Source organism: Mesorhizobium sp. GW821-FHT04C10 (genome assembly GCF_059420305.1).
This window is the reverse complement of sequence record NZ_JBWKTL010000001.1, coordinates 2,502,941-2,521,609: the sequence shown is the minus strand read 5'-3', so window position 1 is coordinate 2,521,609 and position 18,669 is coordinate 2,502,941. Positions and strand designations below refer to the sequence as shown.

18 protein-coding genes are annotated in these 18,669 nt (G+C 63.3%); 10 read left to right on the top strand and 8 right to left on the bottom strand.

Annotation, left to right across the window (positions count from 1 at the left end):
- Position 1 precedes the first annotated feature (1 nt).
- Positions 2-2,080: a hypothetical protein gene (locus AC07UC_RS12105; RefSeq protein ID WP_494905882.1), complete on the top strand. Its 2,079-nt coding sequence runs from the start codon at positions 2-4 to the stop codon at positions 2,078-2,080.
- Positions 2,081-2,331: 251 nt separating this feature from the next.
- On the opposite strand, the gene clpS is transcribed toward AC07UC_RS12105, so the two are convergent.
- From clpS to AC07UC_RS12085, 4 genes are all read right to left on the bottom strand, one after another.
- On the bottom strand, positions 2,332-2,637 hold the full coding sequence (gene clpS, locus AC07UC_RS12100; protein ID WP_140772751.1) for an ATP-dependent Clp protease adapter ClpS: 306 nt from the start codon (positions 2,635-2,637) through the stop codon (positions 2,332-2,334).
- A gap of 140 nt (positions 2,638-2,777) precedes the next feature.
- The gene (locus tag AC07UC_RS12095) at positions 2,778-3,092 is read right to left on the bottom strand and encodes a hypothetical protein (protein WP_056578033.1); all 315 of its coding nucleotides are present in this window, start codon (positions 3,090-3,092) and stop codon (positions 2,778-2,780) included.
- Between the two features lie 163 nt (positions 3,093-3,255).
- Positions 3,256-3,507: a hypothetical protein gene (locus AC07UC_RS12090; protein WP_140771475.1), complete on the bottom strand. Its 252-nt coding sequence runs from the start codon at positions 3,505-3,507 to the stop codon at positions 3,256-3,258.
- A gap of 37 nt (positions 3,508-3,544) precedes the next feature.
- Positions 3,545-3,844, bottom strand: a complete 300-nt coding sequence (locus AC07UC_RS12085; protein WP_115142115.1) for a hypothetical protein — start codon at positions 3,842-3,844, stop codon at positions 3,545-3,547.
- Positions 3,845-4,114: 270 nt separating this feature from the next.
- Here AC07UC_RS12085 and AC07UC_RS12080 point away from each other — a divergent pair, with 270 nt between their 5' ends.
- Positions 4,115-4,831, top strand: a complete 717-nt coding sequence (locus AC07UC_RS12080) for a response regulator (RefSeq protein ID WP_202326109.1) — start codon at positions 4,115-4,117, stop codon at positions 4,829-4,831.
- Positions 4,828-6,237 carry an ATP-binding protein gene (locus AC07UC_RS12075; protein ID WP_140771479.1) on the top strand — a complete coding sequence of 470 codons (1,410 nt, stop codon included), beginning with the start codon at positions 4,828-4,830 and terminating at the stop codon, positions 6,235-6,237. Before AC07UC_RS12080 ends, AC07UC_RS12075 begins: the two co-directional genes overlap by 4 nt.
- Before the next feature lie 36 nt (positions 6,238-6,273).
- Here the strand turns inward: AC07UC_RS12075 and choV are convergent, their stop codons facing one another.
- From choV to AC07UC_RS12060, 3 genes are all read right to left on the bottom strand, one after another.
- A complete protein-coding gene (choV, locus tag AC07UC_RS12070; protein ID WP_140771481.1) occupies positions 6,274-7,455 on the bottom strand; it encodes a choline ABC transporter ATP-binding protein in 1,182 nt (393 codons plus the stop codon).
- Positions 7,452-8,306 (bottom strand): choline ABC transporter permease subunit, encoded by an 855-nt coding sequence (choW, locus tag AC07UC_RS12065; RefSeq protein ID WP_494905878.1) that lies wholly within the window; start codon positions 8,304-8,306, stop codon positions 7,452-7,454. Before choW ends, choV begins: the two co-directional genes overlap by 4 nt.
- 136 nt (positions 8,307-8,442) lie before the next feature.
- Positions 8,443-9,378 carry a choline ABC transporter substrate-binding protein gene (locus AC07UC_RS12060; RefSeq protein WP_140771485.1) on the bottom strand — a complete coding sequence of 312 codons (936 nt, stop codon included), beginning with the start codon at positions 9,376-9,378 and terminating at the stop codon, positions 8,443-8,445.
- Between the two features lie 421 nt (positions 9,379-9,799).
- On the opposite strand from AC07UC_RS12060, the gene AC07UC_RS12055 reads away from it, so the two are divergent.
- Positions 9,800-10,411: a thymidine kinase gene (locus tag AC07UC_RS12055; RefSeq protein WP_140771487.1), complete on the top strand. Its 612-nt coding sequence runs from the start codon at positions 9,800-9,802 to the stop codon at positions 10,409-10,411.
- Between the two features lie 22 nt (positions 10,412-10,433).
- Here AC07UC_RS12055 and AC07UC_RS12050 read toward each other — a convergent pair whose 3' ends face one another.
- A complete protein-coding gene (locus AC07UC_RS12050) occupies positions 10,434-11,330 on the bottom strand; it encodes a DMT family transporter (RefSeq protein ID WP_494905876.1) in 897 nt (298 codons plus the stop codon).
- A 99-nt stretch (positions 11,331-11,429) separates the two neighbouring features.
- Between AC07UC_RS12050 and AC07UC_RS12045 the strand changes: the two genes are divergently transcribed.
- From AC07UC_RS12045 to AC07UC_RS12020, 6 genes are all read left to right on the top strand, one after another.
- Positions 11,430-12,287: a LysR substrate-binding domain-containing protein gene (locus AC07UC_RS12045; RefSeq protein WP_494905874.1), complete on the top strand. Its 858-nt coding sequence runs from the start codon at positions 11,430-11,432 to the stop codon at positions 12,285-12,287.
- A gap of 118 nt (positions 12,288-12,405) precedes the next feature.
- The gene (locus AC07UC_RS12040; protein WP_140771493.1) at positions 12,406-12,795 is read left to right on the top strand and encodes a c-type cytochrome; all 390 of its coding nucleotides are present in this window, start codon (positions 12,406-12,408) and stop codon (positions 12,793-12,795) included.
- A gap of 310 nt (positions 12,796-13,105) precedes the next feature.
- Positions 13,106-14,194, top strand: a complete 1,089-nt coding sequence (locus AC07UC_RS12035) for a hypothetical protein (protein ID WP_494905871.1) — start codon at positions 13,106-13,108, stop codon at positions 14,192-14,194.
- 40 nt (positions 14,195-14,234) lie between these two features.
- Positions 14,235-15,380, top strand: coding sequence for a hypothetical protein (locus tag AC07UC_RS12030; protein ID WP_172348911.1), 1,146 nt, complete (start codon positions 14,235-14,237; stop codon positions 15,378-15,380).
- Positions 15,381-15,404: 24 nt separating this feature from the next.
- Positions 15,405-17,315, top strand: coding sequence for an AAA family ATPase (locus AC07UC_RS12025; protein ID WP_494905869.1), 1,911 nt, complete (start codon positions 15,405-15,407; stop codon positions 17,313-17,315).
- Positions 17,316-17,324: 9 nt separating this feature from the next.
- A complete protein-coding gene (locus tag AC07UC_RS12020; RefSeq protein ID WP_494905867.1) occupies positions 17,325-18,629 on the top strand; it encodes a DUF6638 family protein in 1,305 nt (434 codons plus the stop codon).
- The last annotated feature ends 40 nt before the right edge of the window (positions 18,630-18,669 follow it).

The following is an 18,669-nucleotide window of genomic DNA, read 5'->3' as shown; positions in this document are numbered from 1 at the left end:
GATGAACTGGTCCATCTCCCTCGAACCGCTGATCTCCTGGCCGCTGCTCGCCTTGGTGCTGGTGCCTCTGGCACTGCTTGCGCTCGTCGGCCTGTGGTTTCGCCAGCGCGGCGGCGTCCTGCGCTTCGTCGCCCTGATGGCGCTGGCTGCCGCTTTGTTCAACCCGGTTTTCCTCAATGAGGAGCGCGAGCCGCTGAAGAGCGTCGTTGCGCTGATCGTCGACCGCAGCCAGAGCCAGGACATCGGCGACCGCACCAGGCAGACCGATGAGGCGCTGGCCGGGCTGCAGCAACGTCTTGGCCGCTTCAAGCAGTTCGACGTCCGCGTCGTCGAGGCCGGCAAGTCCGATGCCGCCGAGGAGCGCACCGAAACCCGGCTGTTCGGTGCGCTGGAAGGCGCCTTCCGCGACGTGCCGCCCTCGCGCATCGGCGGCGCCATCATGATCACCGATGGCGAGGTGCATGACGCGCCTTCGGGCGCGCCCGACTTCAACGCCCCGCTGCACGCGCTGATCACCGGCAACGACCACGAAAAGGACCGCCGCATCCGCTTCGAGAACGCGCCGCGCTTCGGCCTTGTCGGCAAGCCGCTCGACATGACCTACCGCGTCATCTCGACGGAAAACGAGGCCGGCCCGGTCGATGTGCGCGTTTCCGTCAATGGCGAGCAGGTCGCCGTCGAGCATGCCACTGTCGGCCAGACCATGCCGCTCCAGGTGACCATTCCGGGCGCCGGCCGCAACATCATCGAACTCGCCATCGACCGCGAACCGGGCGAACTCACCGACACCAACAACCGCGCCATCGCGCTGGTCGACGGCATCCGCGAGAATTTGCGCGTGCTGCTGGTTTCCGGCGAGCCGCATGCCGGCGAGCGCACCTGGCGCAACCTGTTGAAATCCGACGCCTCTGTCGATCTCGTCCACTTCACCATTCTGCGGCCGCCGGAGAAGCAGGACGGTACGCCGATCAACGAATTGTCGCTAATCGCCTTCCCGACCCGCGAGCTGTTTGTCGAGAAGATCAAGGATTTCGACCTCATCATCTTCGACCGCTACCAGCACCGCGACGTGCTGCCGATCCTCTATTACGACTACATCTCCGAATATGTCGAAAAGGGCGGCGCCCTGTTGATCGCCGCCGGCCCCGAATATGCCGGCGAGGCTTCGATCGCGCGCACCCCGCTGATGTCGGCCCTGCCCGCCATGCCGACCGGCGAGGTGGTCGAAAAAGCGTTCTATCCGCGCCTGACCGACCTTGGCCAGCGTCATCCGGTGACGCGCGGCCTCGACGGTTCGGCCACCGAGCCGCCGCATTGGAGCCGCTGGTTCCGCACCATCGGCGTACAGAATCCGCAAGGCGAAGTGGTGATGAAGGGCGCCGACAACCGGCCCCTGCTCCTGCTCGACCGCAAGGGCGAAGGCCGCGTCGGCATGCTGTTGTCCGACCAGGGCTGGCTGTGGGCGCGCGGCTTCGAGGGCGGCGGCCCGCATGTCCAGCTCTACCGGCGCATCGCCCACTGGCTGATGAAGGAACCGGAGCTCGAGGAAGAGCGGCTGACCGCCGAGGGACGCGGCATGGTGCTGGAGATCCGCCGCCAGACGATGGCCGACGATCCCGGCCCCGCGCAGATCATCACGCCCTCCGGCAAGACCGTGACCGTCAAGCTCGACAAATCCGAGCCCGGTGTCTTCCTGGGCAGCGTTCAGACCAATGAGATCGGCCTGTTCCAGGTCGCCAATGGCGATCTCACCGCGCTTGCCCATGTCGGACCGGTCAACGCCCCGGAATTCGCTGACGTCATCTCCACCGAGGACCGGCTGAAGGCGCCGGCTGAAGCCACTGGCGGCAGCGTGCGCCGGCTGGCCTCGTCCACGGCCCCCGGCGACGGCGTGACCCTACCTTCCATCGTGCCGGTGCGCTCGGCCGGCGATGCCTCCGGCAGCGACTGGATCGGCCTGCGCACCACCGACGATAGCGTCCTGAAGGCCGTCTCGCGCGTGCCCCTGTTCGGCGGCTTCCTCGGCCTCGGCCTGCTGCTCCTGGCGATGGGCTCGATGTGGTACCGCGAGGGACGGTAGAGCCTCTTGCCTTCTCCCCTTGTGGGGTGAGCAGCCGGTTCGCGAAGCGAATTCATCGTGCCAGTGGCACGATGAAAGCCCGGCGAACGCCGGGACGCTGCGAAGCAGCGGGGACCCGGCAGGTGGATCGGCCACCACCTGGCCCTTCGCAGGCTCAGGGCGTTCGAAACTCGAAAAGCCAAGCAATTGGCTTTTCGTCCGCTGCGCGGACCGCTTCTCACCCCACAAGGGGAGAAGGGAAGAACCCTCCTCTACTCCTCCGGCTCCGTCGTGAACATCAGGGGATAGCCCTTGGCCTTGCCTGCATCGGTGGCCCGCGTCGCCTTGGTCTCGGCGACATCCTTGGTAAACACCGCGACCACGCAGACACCGCGCCGGTGCGCGGTGATCATGATTCGGTGCGCCTGGTCTTCGCTGAGCTTGAATTCGCCCTTCAGCACCGTCACCACGAATTCGCGCGGTGTGAAATCGTCATTGATGAGGATGACCTTGTAGAGCTTTGGCCGTTCGGTTTGCGGCTTGACCTGGACGCGCGGTTTTGTGGTGATCTCTGGCATCGGAACCGACAGTCTCGCGATCTGGCTTCGCCGCGTATTTTGCCACGGGCGGCAGCGATCGTCCATTTTGATTGGCGTGCGGGACCGCCGGCGGGCGGGCCCGGTCATTCACAATCATGTGGGAGATCGTCGACCGCGGTTCAACGGCCCTGGCGGCCGAAGACGCGGCGGTTTGCGCCAGCGTCCGCCCGGCGTTCCATCCAGGCCGCGATCGGCCATCCGGCAACGCAGACCAGCGTCACGGCAAGAAGCACGATCAGCAGCCACGCCTGGACAGGTGTGATGTAGTCCCAGTTGCTGGAGATTATCGGCGCGAACAGCGAGGGCTCGGTGCGGCCACTGGCAGGATCGGGCACGGGGCTCGCGGTGAGCAGAATCAGCGCCCTGGCGACACCGGTGGCAACCAGGCCGCCAATCACCATTGAACGCAAAATGGACGAAAGCCGCTTCTTCATGCGGATTGTCCTACACGGCCGGCGTTGAAAACGGGTTAAGTCAGATCGAGATTGCTGGCTGTGGGCCGCCGGTGCTCAGCCGCTCGATCGGGTGCCTGACAGAAGGCCGCCCCAGCCAGTGCGGCTGGAGCGGCCTTGATAGGAAAGTGTCGTCGGACCCGGATCAGGCCTTCGGAGCAGCCTTGTCCTTGGCCTTCTTCACGGTCTTCTTGGCAGGAGCCTTCTTGTGCTTGACCTTCTTGACGACCTTCTTCACCGGGGGCTTGGCGGTGGCGTCAGCAGCCGGAGCGGTGGTGGTCGTCGTGGTCGAGGCAGCCGGAGCAGCGGTCGTGGTGGCAGCGGCGTTGCCGAGAGCGGGCATCGCGAAAGCCAGGGCAACGGCGAGACCGGTGGCGGACAGGATGGACTTTTTCATGGCTTCATTTCCTTTTTATGCGGGTCGATTCTGAGTGTCACTGGACCGGGTCGTTCGGTGCCACTCCAAGCAGCTTCAGAGCATTGGCGAGCATCCGGATGCCCTGTGCCTGTTTCTTGGCGGCGCAGTACCGGTTGCCCTTTCTCTGAAGTGCCTTTGCCGCGGTGACCTGCGTTGCCGTGGCGTGGGTTTCGAGGGCTTCATCAAATTGGTGGCTGAGATTGGCGCACCGTTCGCTCCGGGTGAGCGGCGCCTTTGCGTCCGATTGTCCAACAGCGGCAGTGACCAGGCCAAGACCCAGCAACGCACCCAACAAACTGATCGACAACCTTGGCATCGGTTTTTCCGTAAACCCGGAGATTAGCGTCGCAGCCGATAACCTGACCGCCACGGCACCGTTATGCCGCCTTACCTTTTCAGGAGTTTTTCCCGATTGTAGAATTTTGTTTCTGGATTGTGTCTGCCGGGACCCCACCGCTTTCCATGTGGAGAAGGCGGAATTCGTTCTCCCTTGAAATCCAAGGCACTGGCCAACATATGGCCCGAATTCTATCGTGTGGCTCACCTGCCAGGAATGGCTTGGCCGGCAACCGGGACAGGGTACCTCGTGAAATCCGACGCACACATACTGATCGTCGACGACGACAAGGGCATCCGCGACCTGCTTCAGGAGTTCTTCCAGAAGCGGGGCCTGCACACTTCGGTTGCCGCCGACGGCACCGAGATGGAGACCATCCTGCGCCGCTCGCAGGTGGACCTCATCGTGCTCGACGTGATGCTGCCCGGCAAGAGCGGGCTGGAATTGTGCCGCGACCTGCGCGCTCAGTACACGACGCCGATCATCATGCTGACCGCCGTGACCGAGACCACCGACCGCGTGGTCGGCCTGGAGATGGGCGCCGACGACTATGTGCCCAAGCCCTTCGATCCGCGCGAACTCCTGGCCCGGATCCGTGCCGTGCTGCGGCGCAATGGCGCCGCCGAGCCGAAACGCGCCGCGACCAAGCAGATCTACCGTTTCGCCGGCTGGACGATGGACTGTTCGCGGCGACGGCTGACCGCGCCCGACGATGTCAGGGTCGAGCTGACCATGGCCGAATTCAACCTGCTGCAGACCTTCGTCAAGAGCGCCCAGCGCGTGCTGACCCGCGACCAGCTCATCGAGCTGTCCGGTGGCGACAGCGACTATTCCTTCGACCGCAGCATCGACATCCTCGTCAGCCGGCTGCGGCGCAAGATGGAAGATGACCCCAAAACGCCCAAGCTGATCCTGACGGTGCGCAGCGGCGGCTACCAGTTCCTGCCCGAGACGACCTCCGAATGAGACGTCTCCTGCCGCGGACCTTGCCTGCCTGGGTGCTGCTTATTGTCATTGCCGGCCTTCTGATCAGTCAGGTTGCGACCCTCTATATCGTGTCGCGCGACCGCGCCGCCGCCAACGACGTGGTCGACCTCTACCGCCTCAACGACCGCGCCTTCTCGCTGGTGCAGCTGATGAGCGGCGCCACGCCCGAGGAGCGCAAGGCAACCGCGGCAGGCCTGTTCAACTCGACTTACGCCCTTACCGTCTCTGACACGCCCGCCGTCACCTCCTCGATCGCCGGCGACGACGAGCTGGCCGAACTCGAGGACATTCTCGTCGGCCGGCTGTCGAAGTTCGGCGTCACCGACGCGCGCGTGCGACGCGATCCGGCGACGCGCGAGGCCGACGACGCCAGCGGCACCGCATCCGGCCCCGATATCGGCCAGGTGGAGCGCGACCTTCTGGTGCTCGCCGCCGATTTCGCCCAGAGCGACAAGCTGACGGCCTCCTTGCGCTTCGCCGACGGCCAGTGGCTGAACTTCACCGAGCCGATCACGCCGATTGGCCCGATCCTGAGCTTCGACAGCCTGCCGCTCTATGCGCTTATCGCCGGGCTGGTGGTGATCATGTCGATCTGGTCGCTGCGCCGGCTGACCGCGCCCTACCGGATGATGGAAACCGCCGTGAACAGGATCGGCAAGGACCTGAAGAGCCCGCCGATCGCCGAAAGCGGCAGCCGCGAGGTTCAGGCTGCCGCGAGAGCAATCAACGCCATGCAGGCCAGGCTGCGCGAATATGTCGAGGACCGCGAGCATCTTGCCGCCGCACTGGCGCACGACCTGCGCACGCCGATGACGCGCATGCGGCTGCGGCTAGAATTGTTGCGCAAATCGGCGGTTCGCGAGGCGCTGGCGCATGATCTTGCCGATGTCGAGAGCATCGCCAGTTCGGTGATCGACTTCGCCACCTTCGAGGTGAACGAGGAAAAGACCGAGCGCATCGACTTCTGGTCGCTCGTGGAATCGATCGCCGACCCCTACCCGGAGGTCTCGTTCGACAATGACGACACCCGTTCGCGCGGCCTGATCTGCATCGCGCGCCCTGTCGCGCTCAGGCGCTGTGTAACCAATCTGGTGCAGAACGCCGTCACCTACGGCAAGAAGGCGCATCTCAGCTTGCACCGCTCGGACGGCACGATCACGCTGACCATCCGCGACGAAGGACCTGGTATACCGCAGGCCCAGATCGATGCCGTGTTCGGCTCTTTCGTTCGCCTCGAACAGTCCCGCAACCGCCAGACCGGCGGCCTTGGGCTGGGCCTCACCATCGCCCGCAACATCGCGCGCGCCGCCGGCGGCGAGATCCGCCTGTCCAACCATCCGGACGGTGGATTGCTGACGGAGCTGCGCCTGCCGCTGGCGGCCTGACGCGGGAATTGCGTCAAACAGGAGATTGCGGGGCGTCTACCGGCGCAACACCGCGCTCAGCACATCCCTGATACCAATGGCGCCGACGAAGCGGGACTGGTCGTCGAACAGCGCTACCGGTGCGGTCTGCGAGCGGTGCATGGCCAGCATCACGGTTTTCAGCGACGTGCCGGGGGTGGCCCAGAAGACTTGCGCCGCTTCCTCCGACTGGGTCTCGACATCGGCGCAAGATACCCACACCGCCGGCTTGCCGTCGCGCTCGGCCGCCGCCACCAGCCCGTGCTCGTCGATCTTGAAGCGCGTCGTCTTGCGCCGGTCGAGCCACACCCAGCCGTCCTTGCCTTCTTCGAGGTCGCGGCGGTCGCGCATCACGTTCCAGGCGGTAAGCACCGAGAGCGGGTTCACATTGGCGATGAAGTCGCGGACATAGTCGTTGGCGGGCCGCAGCACGATGTCCTCCGGCGCGCCTGTCTGGACGATACGCCCGCCCTCCATGATGGTGATGTGGCTGCCGATCTTCAGCGCCTCCTCGAGGTCATGGCTGACGAAGATGATGGTCTTCTTCAACTCGGCCTGCAGCTGCAGCAATTCGTCCTGCAGCTTGGTGCGGATCAGCGGGTCGAGCGCCGAGAACGGCTCGTCCATCAGCAGGATCGGCGCCTCGGTGGCGAAGGCGCGGGCGAGACCGACGCGCTGCTGCATGCCGCCCGACAGTTCATGCGCGTATTTCTTCGACCACTGGTCGAGATTGACCAGCTTGAGCTGCTTGTGCACGCGTTCCTTGCGCTCGGCTTCCGGCACGCCGGCAAGTTCGAGGCCAAGCCCGACATTTTCCTCGACCGTGCGCCATGGCAGCAGGCCGAACTGCTGGAAGACCATCGCCACCTGCTTCTGGCGTAGGCGCCGCAAGGTCGGCTCGTCGCAGGTGACCACGTCGACAATCTTGTCGCCGTCCTTGACCAGAACCTGGCCGCGCGACACCACGTTGAGCCGGTTGACGGCCCTGAGCAGCGTCGACTTGCCGGAGCCCGACAGGCCCATCAGCACCGAGATTTCGCCCTCATGCACCGTCAAGCTGGCGTCGGCGCAGCCCAGCACATTGCCGGTCTTTTCGAGGATTTCGGCGCGCGTGGCGCCCTTGTCGATCATCGCCAGCGAACCGGCCTGGTCGGCGCCGAAGACGATATCGACGTTCTTGAAATCGACGGCGACGGTCATTTCTTGCCTCCAACGCCAATGCGGGTCATTCGGTCGAGCACGATGGCGAGCACGACGATCGCCAGGCCCGCTTCAAGCCCGAGGTCGATGCGACGCGAGCCGAGCGCGCGGTTGATTTCGGTGCCCAGGCCGCCGGCGCCGATCAGGGCCGCGAACACCACCATCGACAGCGACAGCATGATCGACTGCGTCAATCCCGCCATGATGGTGGGCAGCGCCGAGGGCAGTTCCACCTTCCACAGAAGCTGCCTTTTGGTCGCGCCGAACGCCTCGCCGGCCTCGATGATCGACTTCGGCACCGAGACGACGCCCAGATGCGTGAGCCGGACCGCGGTCGGGATGACGAAGATGATGGTGACGATGAGGCCGGGCGCGTTACCGAGACCGAACAGGGTCAACACCGGGATCAGGTAGACGAAGGTCGGCAGCGTCTGCATCAGATCGAGCACCGGCAGCATGACGCGGTAGACCTTTGGCTTGTGCGCCGCCCAGATGCCGAGCGGCACGCCGATGGCCATGGCCATGGCGGCGGCGGCGACGACCAGCACCAGCGTCTGCACCGTCTGCTTCCACAGGTTCTGGTTGATGATGAAGATCAGGCCAAGGAAGACGCCGATGGCGAGCGGCCGCGAGCGCTGCAGCAGCCAGGCGATGACAGCGATGACCAGCGCCAGCAGCACCGGCGGCACCATCAGCAGGATGTCGACCAGCCCGTCGAGGATGAAATTCAGGCCGTTGGAAAAGGCTCTGAAGATGGTGTCGAAATTGTCGGTCAGGAAACCGAAAAAGGACTTTCCCCAGGCCCCGATCGGGATCTTGTGATCGACCATGAATTTGGAAATCGGATCCATCTCACCCCTCTCCACCGGAGCTCTGCTTTCGGCCCCGTGCTGTCGCAACGTCATCTTGTCACAGGATGTGAAAAAGGGCAGCCCTTTGTTAAACGGCTGCCCATCTTCATCCGGTCATGCCGGATGCAAAGTCGGCTCAGCTTCCGAGGGCGGTCTTGATCGCCGCTGCCGCATCGCCGCCGTCGAAGGTGGTCACGCCGGCGATCCAGGGCGCAATCGCGTCGGGATTCTTCTTCAGCCAGTCGGTGGCGACCGTCTGGGCGTCGCCGCCCTTGAGGATCGCGTCCATCATCTGGCCTTCCATGTCCAGATTGAACTTGAGGTTGGCGATGAACTTGCCGGCATTCGGGCATTCGGTGGTGTAGCCCTTGCGCACATTGGTGAATACGGTGGCGGCGCCGAAGCCGCTGTCGCCCATGCCGTCCAGATAGGTGATCTTCATGGCGCCCATCACCGGATGCGGCGTCCAGCCGAGGAAGGCGATCCACTCATTGTTCTTCATCGACTGCTCGGCCTGGGTCAGCATGCCGGCCTCCGAGGACTCGACCAGCTCGAAGCCGTCGAGATTGTCCTTCGGGTTCTTGATCATGTCGAGGATGATGCGGTTGCCGTCATTGCCGGCCTCGATGCCGTAGATCTTGCCGTTGAACTTGTCCTTGAACTTGCCAAGGTCGGTCAGCGACTTGACGCCGGCGTCCGCGACATAGGTCGGCACGACGATGCCGTAGCCGGCACCGGTCAGGTTCGTGCTGATGGTCTCGACCGAACCATCGGCGGTGTAGTCCTTGATGTCGTTGGTCATCGACGGCATCCAGTTGCCGAGGAAGACGTCGAGGTCCTTGTTCTTGAGCGAAGCCATGGTCACCGGCACCGACAGCTGGATCACCTTCGGCTCGTAGCCGAGCGCGGTGAGCAGCACCGAGGCAACCCCGGTGGTGGCCTGGATGTCGGTCCAGCCGACATCGGAAAGACGCACGGTCTTGCAGCTTTCGGCGTCACCGGCGAAGGCGGCGCTCGTGGACAACAGAGCCGCCAGCCCGAGGCCGGCGACGAAGGAATTCATACGCGACATAGACAGTCTCCCATTGTGATTCTTTGGCGAAGCGTAGTTACGGTTTCTCTGCCCGCCTTGTTTCGTCAGCCAAACACCATTCTGTTTTGGATTCAAGCGTCAAGGCAATCACGATCAACGGCGCGGACTGGCCAATCAGCGACACGGTTGACGCTTTTATCGTGCCAAGTGTTTTTTTGAGAGGCTTGGCATCTTTTTCGGAAGCGAGCCGGCTTTTTCAGGGGAATGCCGCGGCGGCCCCTCCCCGCACCGAGGCAACTCGGCTTAAGGTCTGTTTAGATTCAGGTCAGGCCGAGACGAAAATGGTGGTGCCCGAGAACCGGAGCGGAGCATACGTTTGGGTATGTGAGCACCGGAAGCGCAGGGAGCCGCCATTTGCAGGCCGGCATCACCTGAATCTAAACAGACCTTAAAGGGCGGCATGGCCAAACTCTACTTCAACTACGCAACGATGAATGCGGGCAAGACGACGATGTTGCTGCAGGCATCGTACAATTATCGCGAGCGCGGCATGACCACGATGCTGTTCGTCGCCGGCCACTACCGCAAGGGCGACAGTGGCCTGATCTCGTCGCGCATCGGGCTGGAGACGGAAGCCGAGATGTTTCGCGATGGCGACGACCTGTTCGCCCGCGTCGCCGAGCATCACGACCACACGACGGTGCATTGCGTTTTCGTCGACGAGGCGCAGTTCCTCGAGGAGGAGCAGGTCTGGCAATTGGCCCGCATAGCCGACCGGCTGAACATTCCGGTGATGTGCTACGGCCTGCGCACCGATTTCCAGGGCAAGCTGTTTTCCGGCTCGCGTGCGCTGCTGGCGATCGCCGACGACCTGCGCGAGGTGCGCACCATCTGCCGCTGCGGCCGCAAGGCGACGATGGTCGTGCGTCTCGGCGCCGACGGCAAGGTTGCGCGCCAGGGCGACCAGGTGGCGATCGGCAAGGACGTCTATGTCTCGCTCTGCCGCCGCCACTGGGAGGAAGAAATGGGACGCGCCGCGCCCGACGATTTCATCGGCTTCATGGAACCCTGAACACGCTTCCCTGTGATCCGCGTCAGGCTGGCGAGACACGCCGTCGCGGAAACCGCCAGCCCAACCGGACACCGAGCGTCGCCACTGCGATCAGTACCATGCCGGCGGCCTGTGCCGGCCCAAGCGGATGCCCGTAGATCGCCCAGTCGATGATGATGGCAACGACCGGATAGATAAAGGTGATGATGCCTATCACCGGCGTCGTCAGGCGCGGAAAGGCTGAGTTCATCAGCACATAGGCTATACCGGTGTGCAGCACGCCAATGCTGACCAGCCAGCCCCATGAATGCGCGGGAACATGCTGGCCGATCCCGGCGAAGGGCGCGAGCATGACAATTCCGACGATCGTCTGGCAAAGCACGGTGACCTCTGCGCGCTGCTGGCCCAGACCCTTGGCCAGGATCGTCGCCACCGCATAGAGCAGCGCGGCGACCAGTGTCAGTGCGATGCCCAGCGCCCATGACGTGCTGGCTTGCGCATGGGAAACCACCAGCCCGCTGGCCAGCACCACGCCAAGGAACGCGCCGAGCATCCACAGCATCTGGTCGAGCGAGATACGCTCCTTCAGGAAGACCACCCCGATGATGACCACGAAGAAGGGTTGGACGTGATAGACGATCGTCGTCGTGGCGATCGACGTCATGGCGAAGCCGGCGAAGAAGGCCGTCCAGCTCAGCACCATGCAGGCCCCGGCAAGCGCTGCCAGCGCAAGGCGGGACAGGGACAGGGTGCGGTCCGGCAGATAGCCACGCAGAAGGCACCAAGCGCCGAGGAACGCGGCGCCGAACACGCAGCGCCAGAAGACGACGGTGACGGGATGCAATCCCGATTCTGTGACGAAGGCACCGACCGTGCCGGCGATCGTCATCGCAAAGGCGAGGCTCGCGGCCGGAAAACGAGAAGCTGACAGGTCCTTCATCGACGTTTCCTCAAGCGCGCGAGCCCCATCTGGCCAGCAATACAGCTTTCAAACAAGCGAATAGATTTGGAGCAACCTATTCGATATGCTGATAGCACCATGGCCGCTCCGCTTGACCTCAACCTGTTGAAAACCTTTGTCGCTGTCGTCGAGAGCGGCAGCCTGTCCAACGCGGCACCGCGGGTTGGCCGCAGCCAGTCAGCCGTCAGCATGCAGATGCAGCGGCTGGAGGAGATGGTCGGCAACCAGCTTCTGGTGCGCGGTCCCCGAACCGTCACGCCCAACGCGATCGGCGAGGATTTCGTGATCTATGCGCGCCGGCTGCTGAAATTGTCGGATGAGGCATGGGCGAGCGTCACCCGGCCAAGGGAGACAGGCAGCGTGCGCCTTGGCGTGCCGGACGACTATGCCGCGTTCCTGCTGCCACCCGTCCTGTCACGCTTCGCCGAGGATCATCCGCTGGTGACGGTGGAACTGATCTGCGAACAGTCGACCGCACTGGTGAAAACCCTGGCGGAAGGGCGGCTCGATCTGGCGATCGTCACCCGGCTGCCGGAGCAGCCGCTTGACGTGATCCGGCTGGAACGCTTCGTCTGGGTCGCCTCGCCCAACCACGTCGCCTGGCAGACCGATCCCTTGCCCGTCGCTTTGTTCGAGCCGGGCTGCGCCGCCAGGATGAGTGTCCTGCAGGCGCTTGGCGACGCCGATCGCGCCTATCGTTGCACCTATTCCAGCGCCTCGCTGCTGGGCCTGGTCGCGGTCGTGCAGGCCGGCCTGGCGGTCGCCGGTTTGGCGCAGCGCAGCGTGCCGCCGTCGCTGCGCATCATCGGCGGCAATGAAGGGCTTCCAGTACTGCCGGATCTCGAAATCGGCATCCTGCGCAACCCGCTGTCGACGACGCCGGCGGTCGATCGGCTGCACGATTTCCTGCGCCGCGATCTGGCGCAGCAGGCCTGAGGTCATCGTTCGGTTGCAGGAGATCGGCCAGAGGTCCGCCTTGCCAACCCGCCACGATGCAGCGTTTGTTAAGGCCTCGGTCCTATAAGGCCGTCAGCCAAGCTCTTCGGGGTCAGCCATGCTTCGAGCCGTTTCCACAGCCAGTCTTCTTCTGCTTGCCAGCTCCATTGCCGCCCACGCCGGCGGCGACCCCGCGCAGGGCAAGCACGTCTTCAACCGGTGCATCGCCTGCCATGAAGCGGCCAGCGACCGCGACAAGGTCGGCCCGCATCTCATGGGTGTGGTCGGCCGCACCGCCGGTACAGCCGAGAGCTTCCTTGGCCATTATTCCGAAGCGATGAAGAGCGCGGGCGCTGCCGGTCTCGTCTGGGACGAGGCAAATCTTGCCGAATATCTCAAGGCTCCCAAGCTCAAGGTTCCCGGCAACAAAATGGCTTTTGGCGGCCTGACCAACGACGACGACATCGCCAATGTCATTGCCTATCTGAAGGCCGATCCGAAGCCCTGAATGCGCGCCGGTGCGGCTGCGGCCGCGTCAATCTGTTTGCCTGCAACCGGTTAAATTCCCTGTCGAATTCAGCATTTCCGCGCCGGCGGGGGCTGACTGTTTTGCCCGCATGAAAGTTCAATGACAGTTGAACCAGCCCCGGCAGACCGGCTAATCACGCCATGACCCCACCTGCATTGTCTTTCAAGGCCTTGGCGGATTCTTTTGTTTTCATGCGACCCTTGTCTTCACGTCTTTCAATCCCCGGAAGCCCCACATATATTCGCCGCTGTTCGCAACCAGCGACCGGAAGCCGAAGCGGGAGACCCCTATGGCGACATTGCAGAATTTCGACGCCGAAATTGCCAAGACCAAGCAGGTCGTCCAGGATATGCGAACCAAGATCGAGCAGTCCGGCACCGTGCTCGATACACTCGCCACCGCCGACAAGAAGATCGGCGATGCCAATTTCGACATCGAGAACGCCCGCATCGAGGACGTGCTGAAGCAGCAGAAGGTGATGGAAGGCAACATCGCCGACCTGATCATCGGCCTCGAGGATGCCACCAACGTCTTCGGCGCCGAGTTCGAGAGCATGAAGAACTATTCCGGTTGGGAAAATTTCGTCGGCATCTTTTCCGCGCAGCGCAAGCAGCGCCTGCGCACCGACCGCGTCCGCAACATGTCGCTGGCCGGCAATCTGCAGGAATTGCTGGCCAAGTCCGACACCATCGTCGGTATCCTGAAGGCGCAGAAAGAGGTCCTCGACCAGCGCTACAAAACCTCCGAGGCCAGCCTGGCGCAGGTCATCGAGCGCCGCAAGACCACCATGTCCAACCTCGAAGCCGTGCAGAAGCGCATCGAGGAGCTCAACCCGATGCTGCTCGACATCGAAAACAAGATCTCCGCCTCGACCAATCAGAAGGACCGCACGCAGCTCGAGGGCGAGCGCTCGGTGCTCGCCACCGAATACAACGAGAAGCAGGCCAAGGAGCAGGAACTGCTGGCGGAGAGCCAGACGCTGGAGCGCTACACCTCGATGTTCCAGACCTTCGTCGATTCGCTCAACAACCAGATCGCCGCGCAGTCGACGCTGATCAACAAGCTGACCATCGATACCGAGCAGCGCATCGTGCTCTACAAGGCGCTGGAAGATTCGCTGAAGACGGCGGCCCAGCAGGACGTCGCCCACAAGATCAACACGCTGGGCAGCCAGGTCGACAACACGGCGGAAGAAACCATGGCCGGCATCGGTGCCGCCTCGCAGAAGCACATTGGCGACCTGCTCGAGATGCATGAGAAGAACATGGTCGCCAGCGCCGATATCCAGCGCCGCAAGAAGCTGGCCGACGACGCCTTTGCCCGCCGCTTCGATGAAGTGCTGAAGAAGCACAATTCGGCCAATTACGTGCAGTCATAATTGCCGCGCGCACCGGTGCGACAATCCCAGGGCTGACAGCATGACCCCCGAAAACGACGCGGCGGCGCGGTATTTCTCGGCAATAACGGCCGCGCTCAGCGGCCTTGAAGTGTTCATGCGCGACGACCGCTCGCCGCTCTACCGGCACGGCATCGTCGCCAAGATCGTCGCCGAATATATCGCCCGGCTCGACAAATCCTTCTCCTGCTGGCGCAACCGGCTGGGCTTCATGGACACGTTCCGCATTTCGCGCGCCGAAAGCGGTTTCCCGGTGTTCCAGAACCTGCTCGAACTGGAGAACGACCGCCGGCAGGCTGATGCACGCCTTGCCAACATCCCGCTGGCCGGCGAGCTGCGCGAGGAAATGGCCGACTTCATCCTGCGCCACAAGGAATTCCCCGAAGCGTTGCAGAAGTCGATGGCCGAGCGGCTCTACCTCGAGGACGTCAAGAGCGAACAGACCTTCGGTCCCTTCACGCTGGCGCAGACCGCCAAGGTCTCGGTCAATCCGAAGACGGCACGGCCCTATTATCTCGTCCATTGGGCCACCTTCGACGGCAGCGCCAACCTGCCGCTGGTCTACATGGTGACGGTGGAGGATTCTTCTGAAAGCATGATCCGCCAGCTCGTCGACCGGGACGGCAAGCTCAACGAAAAGGTCGACATCCCGTTGCCGGTCGACGGCCTGCTCAATCCCGAGCTTGCGCACCGTTTCGACGATTTCACCGAGAAGAATTCCGCCTACACGCTGTCGCCGGCGACGATCGCGGTCAATCTCGACAAGGATTTCGAGCCCCTGCACCCCAAGCAGTTGCGCCGTGTCGTGCTCGGCCCCTTCTATTCCGCGGGGATTACCGACAACAATTCGACGGTGACGGAAGTGCTGGCCAAGGTGCGCAAGCCGGAAAACGCCTGGCTGCTGACCTGGACCATCCAGGAGGTCTATTCCAAGGGTGAGAAGCCCGGCCGCAAAGGGCTGTTTTCCAGCGAGAAGACGACGCAGGAATTCTTCATCAACACCGACGACCTGGAAGCCGCGCGCCAGGGCGTGTCGAGTTACGAGAACCATGCGCTGATCCCGCACGAGGCCTACCAGGCGCTCTACGCCGCCGGCGAGGCACAGAAGATCTTCGGCGGCTACAAGGTCCACATCCTGTCCAACGGACAGGTCATCTCAGACGTCTGACCGTAACACCACGGAGCATCCTTCATGGACACCGGCCTGACCACCATCCCGGAAGCGGCGATCGAGAAGCACCGCGCCACCGCGCAGAGCTTCATCACCCGCATCGTCGTGCTGGAGGATCCCTCGCGCGAATTCGGCACGGCATTGGCCGGCACCAATCGGCGCTTCGTCTCCACCGTCTCGGTCGGCTCGGTGCGCCGCACGCGCGAGGTCGAACTGTCGAAGACCGTCGGCGCCGTCCATCCCGACGACCAGTTGCTGACCATCCCGCAGCACACGCTTCTGTTTCGCGCCCGGCGCGGCACGGCGATCGCGCTCGCCGTATCGGATGTTTTCGCCGAAGGCTCGGACCTCGAAAGCCTGCAGGCGAAAAACACCCGCGCCCCGCTCGAGGGCGACGAGGCGTCGGCCTTCAAGAAACTCCTTTCGGCCTCGGCCTACATCTCGGCCTTCAGCCTCGCCTCCTATCTGTTCCAGCTTATCGATAGCGACGGCGAGGCGCCCAACGACATCCCCGAGCCGGATTTTCTCTTCGACACGCCGCAGGATGCGGTGAAGTCGATCCTGGCCGGCCTCGACAAGGCGATAGCGGGCTCGAAGGACGATGCCGACCTGGTGACGCGGACACGCGCCTTCGCCCGCGTCGCCATCGATAGGTTGCTGGCGCGCAAAAGCCGCTTCGACGGCATCGGCCCGTTCGAGAACGCCCATATCCGCATCGACGCCGACGACTTCACCCTCGACGGTTTCGACGTCGCGCCCGGCAAGCGCTCCAAGCCGCTGGTCATGACCTTCAAGAAGCCCGAAGAGGTCGTCGGCAACCACATCGCCAAATACCAGTCGGTCAAGCTCGCCAAGATGCTGATGGCCTATGATTTCGAGCGCGAGCTGAACCCGTTCGTCGAGCTCGGCGGCTTCCTCTTCACCTTCATCGGCGACGGCGCGCCCGGCACCGGCAAGACGACGCTGATCCAGATGATCGCCGGCCTCGTCAACGGCTACTGCCAGGTCGCCGGCTATCCCTTCGCCTATGAGAATTTCGGCGTCGACCAGATTTCGTCCTACCAGGGCAAGTCAGGCCAGAACTGCCGGCAGTTCATCAACAATGTCTTGAACCCGCGCGTCATCGGCTTCGGCACCATCGACGACATCGACCAGGTGGCGGCGCGCCGCTCCGACGACCGCGCCTCGGCCGGCCAGCAGGAGATCACCGGCGTCCTGATGGACGCCTTCGCCGGCGCGGCTACAGTTGTGCGCGGCAACTGCTCGTTCGGCATGTTCTCCAACTATCCCGAAAACGTCGATGATGCGCTGCGCCAGCGCGCCGGCGCCCGCTGGCTGGTCGACGGACCCCAGACCCGCGACGACTATATCGACATCTTCGTGCTGCTCGCCGGCAAGAACCACAAGATACCGCTCGGCGACCACGAACTCTACGCCGCGCAGGAGATCCAGCGCGCCGTTACCGAGGCTTATGAGGAGCACGAGAAGCCGCAGGAAGACGGGCTGATGAAGGTCTATGAGCGCTATATGGAGGAAAATGGCGCGCCCAAGACGATGGCAGACATCGGCACCTACCTGCACCTGATCAAGGATGCCGAGCCCCGTTTCACCGGCCGCGCCATCAAGAACGTCACCGACGCCATCAAGATGCGCGCCATGGACATCGAGCTACCCGACGACTGGTTCGAAAAGCCTGAAGCCTTCATGCACAAGGGCTACGACGAGAAGAAGGCGATGATCGAGGAACTGCGCGGTCCGTTCTCGATGGACATGGTCATGCAGGAGATCAACCGCTACGCCGACTCGGAGTTCCGCTATTCCGACAAGTCCGACGACGCAGCCGTGGAGAAGCTGCTGCGCGACGCCCGCCTGCGCGAGAGGGCGGCACGCGAGATGGAGGAGATGAAGAAGAAGGGCAGTTGGAATGCCTAAAGGTACGCAATGACCCCCGCCAAAAAACCCGACCTCCTTCGCGACAACGAGCTGATCTACGGCCGGCTGCTCACCGTCGACGAGCCGCATCTCATCCAGCGCTACAACAAGGCGCTTGCCGCCTTCGGCCTCAAGCCGACCAAGCTCAAGAGTTTCCAGATCGACCGCACCGGGTTCTCGCCCGAAGTGGCCGAGGAATGCGGCGACTACGATTATCTCGACCCCAACGAGGTCAATCGCCGCTTCATCATCCTGACGCCGTCGCAGATCGAACTGCCGGTGGTGCACACCGCCTTCTCCAACACCTCGCAGCTGATGTTCGAGTTCATGTCCAAGAACCAGCGCGCCATCGACGCGCTGACCATCAAGGACGTCATCTACGGCGAGATCGAGGACTCCGTTCCCAAGGTCAACGACATCGAGGACTTGCTGTCTATCAACCAGGTCGAGTTCAAGGTGCTGTCGGCGGAGGATGTGCTGGGCAAGGCCGCCGAACTCGGCAAGCTGGTCGACCGGCTGAAGCAGGAGCCGGACGCCTGGCGCGACAATGCCATGCTGACGCGCATGGTGGACCTGGCGAAGGTTTGCGGCGATATCCGCGAGAACGCGCTGGTGCCCGACCAGGTGATCTTCCGCCACAATGCCTACTGGACCAGCCATTTCGGCGGGCTCTATGTGTTCGTCGATCCCGACATGACGACGGTGATCAGCGATCCTGCCGCCCCCGGCTTCCGCCGCTCGCGGCCGTGGCAGGTGAGCTATCTCTCGATCAAGGACGCCGACAAGGTGTTCAAGTTCCTGGCCAGCACCGGCCGCATCGAACTGCCGCGCGCCTCCTGGATCGAGGCGTCGGGCTATCTCGAGCATCGGGCAGAGATGGTGGTGCGTGCACTGATCCGCGACGCCGAGCCGAACCGCAATTTGACCGATGTCGACAAGGTCTGGCTGCAGACCTGGATCCAGAGCCACGCCGATCTGATCACCAGGGACGGCAACTTTCCCTTCCTAAACGCCGCCAAGCGCGAAATCGCCCAGCTTGGCCATCTCAAGATCGAGGATGTGTTCCCGCAGCAGCGCTTCCTGGTGATCCGCGCCAAGCCGGATCATCCCGACGCCTGGCTGACCAACCGGCTGATCTCGGATTTCGTGCCGACCGACTTCGTCTCGCGCTACATTTTCAACAAGCAGGGCTTCTACAAGGACTATGACGGCTTCAGCGACGCCTGGCGATCGCATGTTGTGGACGTTCTGAAAACCACATATTTGAAGGACAAGGTGGCGTTTCGCACACGCCTCTACGGCCTGACTGACTAGACCGAGATGAACCCGTCATTTCGTTCTGACTTATTGTTTT

Bases quoted from the DNA above. Each gene is read 5' to 3' on its own strand.
- AC07UC_RS12105 (WP_494905882.1), top strand. From the start codon at position 2: ATGAACTGGTCCATCTCCCTCGAACCGCTGATCTCCTGGCCGCTGCTC.
- clpS (WP_140772751.1), bottom strand. From the start codon at position 2,637: ATGCCAGAGATCACCACAAAACCGCGCGTCCAGGTCAAGCCGCAAACC.
- AC07UC_RS12095 (WP_056578033.1), bottom strand. From the start codon at position 3,092: ATGAAGAAGCGGCTTTCGTCCATTTTGCGTTCAATGGTGATTGGCGGC.
- AC07UC_RS12090 (WP_140771475.1), bottom strand. From the start codon at position 3,507: ATGAAAAAGTCCATCCTGTCCGCCACCGGTCTCGCCGTTGCCCTGGCT.
- AC07UC_RS12085 (WP_115142115.1), bottom strand. From the start codon at position 3,844: ATGCCAAGGTTGTCGATCAGTTTGTTGGGTGCGTTGCTGGGTCTTGGC.
- AC07UC_RS12075 (WP_140771479.1), top strand. From the start codon at position 4,828: ATGAGACGTCTCCTGCCGCGGACCTTGCCTGCCTGGGTGCTGCTTATT.
- choV (WP_140771481.1), bottom strand. From the start codon at position 7,455: ATGACCGTCGCCGTCGATTTCAAGAACGTCGATATCGTCTTCGGCGCC.
- choW (WP_494905878.1), bottom strand. From the start codon at position 8,306: ATGGATCCGATTTCCAAATTCATGGTCGATCACAAGATCCCGATCGGG.
- AC07UC_RS12060 (WP_140771485.1), bottom strand. From the start codon at position 9,378: ATGTCGCGTATGAATTCCTTCGTCGCCGGCCTCGGGCTGGCGGCTCTG.
- AC07UC_RS12055 (WP_140771487.1), top strand. From the start codon at position 9,800: ATGGCCAAACTCTACTTCAACTACGCAACGATGAATGCGGGCAAGACG.
- AC07UC_RS12050 (WP_494905876.1), bottom strand. From the start codon at position 11,330: ATGAAGGACCTGTCAGCTTCTCGTTTTCCGGCCGCGAGCCTCGCCTTT.
- AC07UC_RS12045 (WP_494905874.1), top strand. From the start codon at position 11,430: ATGGCCGCTCCGCTTGACCTCAACCTGTTGAAAACCTTTGTCGCTGTC.
- AC07UC_RS12040 (WP_140771493.1), top strand. From the start codon at position 12,406: ATGCTTCGAGCCGTTTCCACAGCCAGTCTTCTTCTGCTTGCCAGCTCC.
- AC07UC_RS12035 (WP_494905871.1), top strand. From the start codon at position 13,106: ATGGCGACATTGCAGAATTTCGACGCCGAAATTGCCAAGACCAAGCAG.
- AC07UC_RS12030 (WP_172348911.1), top strand. From the start codon at position 14,235: ATGACCCCCGAAAACGACGCGGCGGCGCGGTATTTCTCGGCAATAACG.
- AC07UC_RS12025 (WP_494905869.1), top strand. From the start codon at position 15,405: ATGGACACCGGCCTGACCACCATCCCGGAAGCGGCGATCGAGAAGCAC.
- AC07UC_RS12020 (WP_494905867.1), top strand. From the start codon at position 17,325: ATGACCCCCGCCAAAAAACCCGACCTCCTTCGCGACAACGAGCTGATC.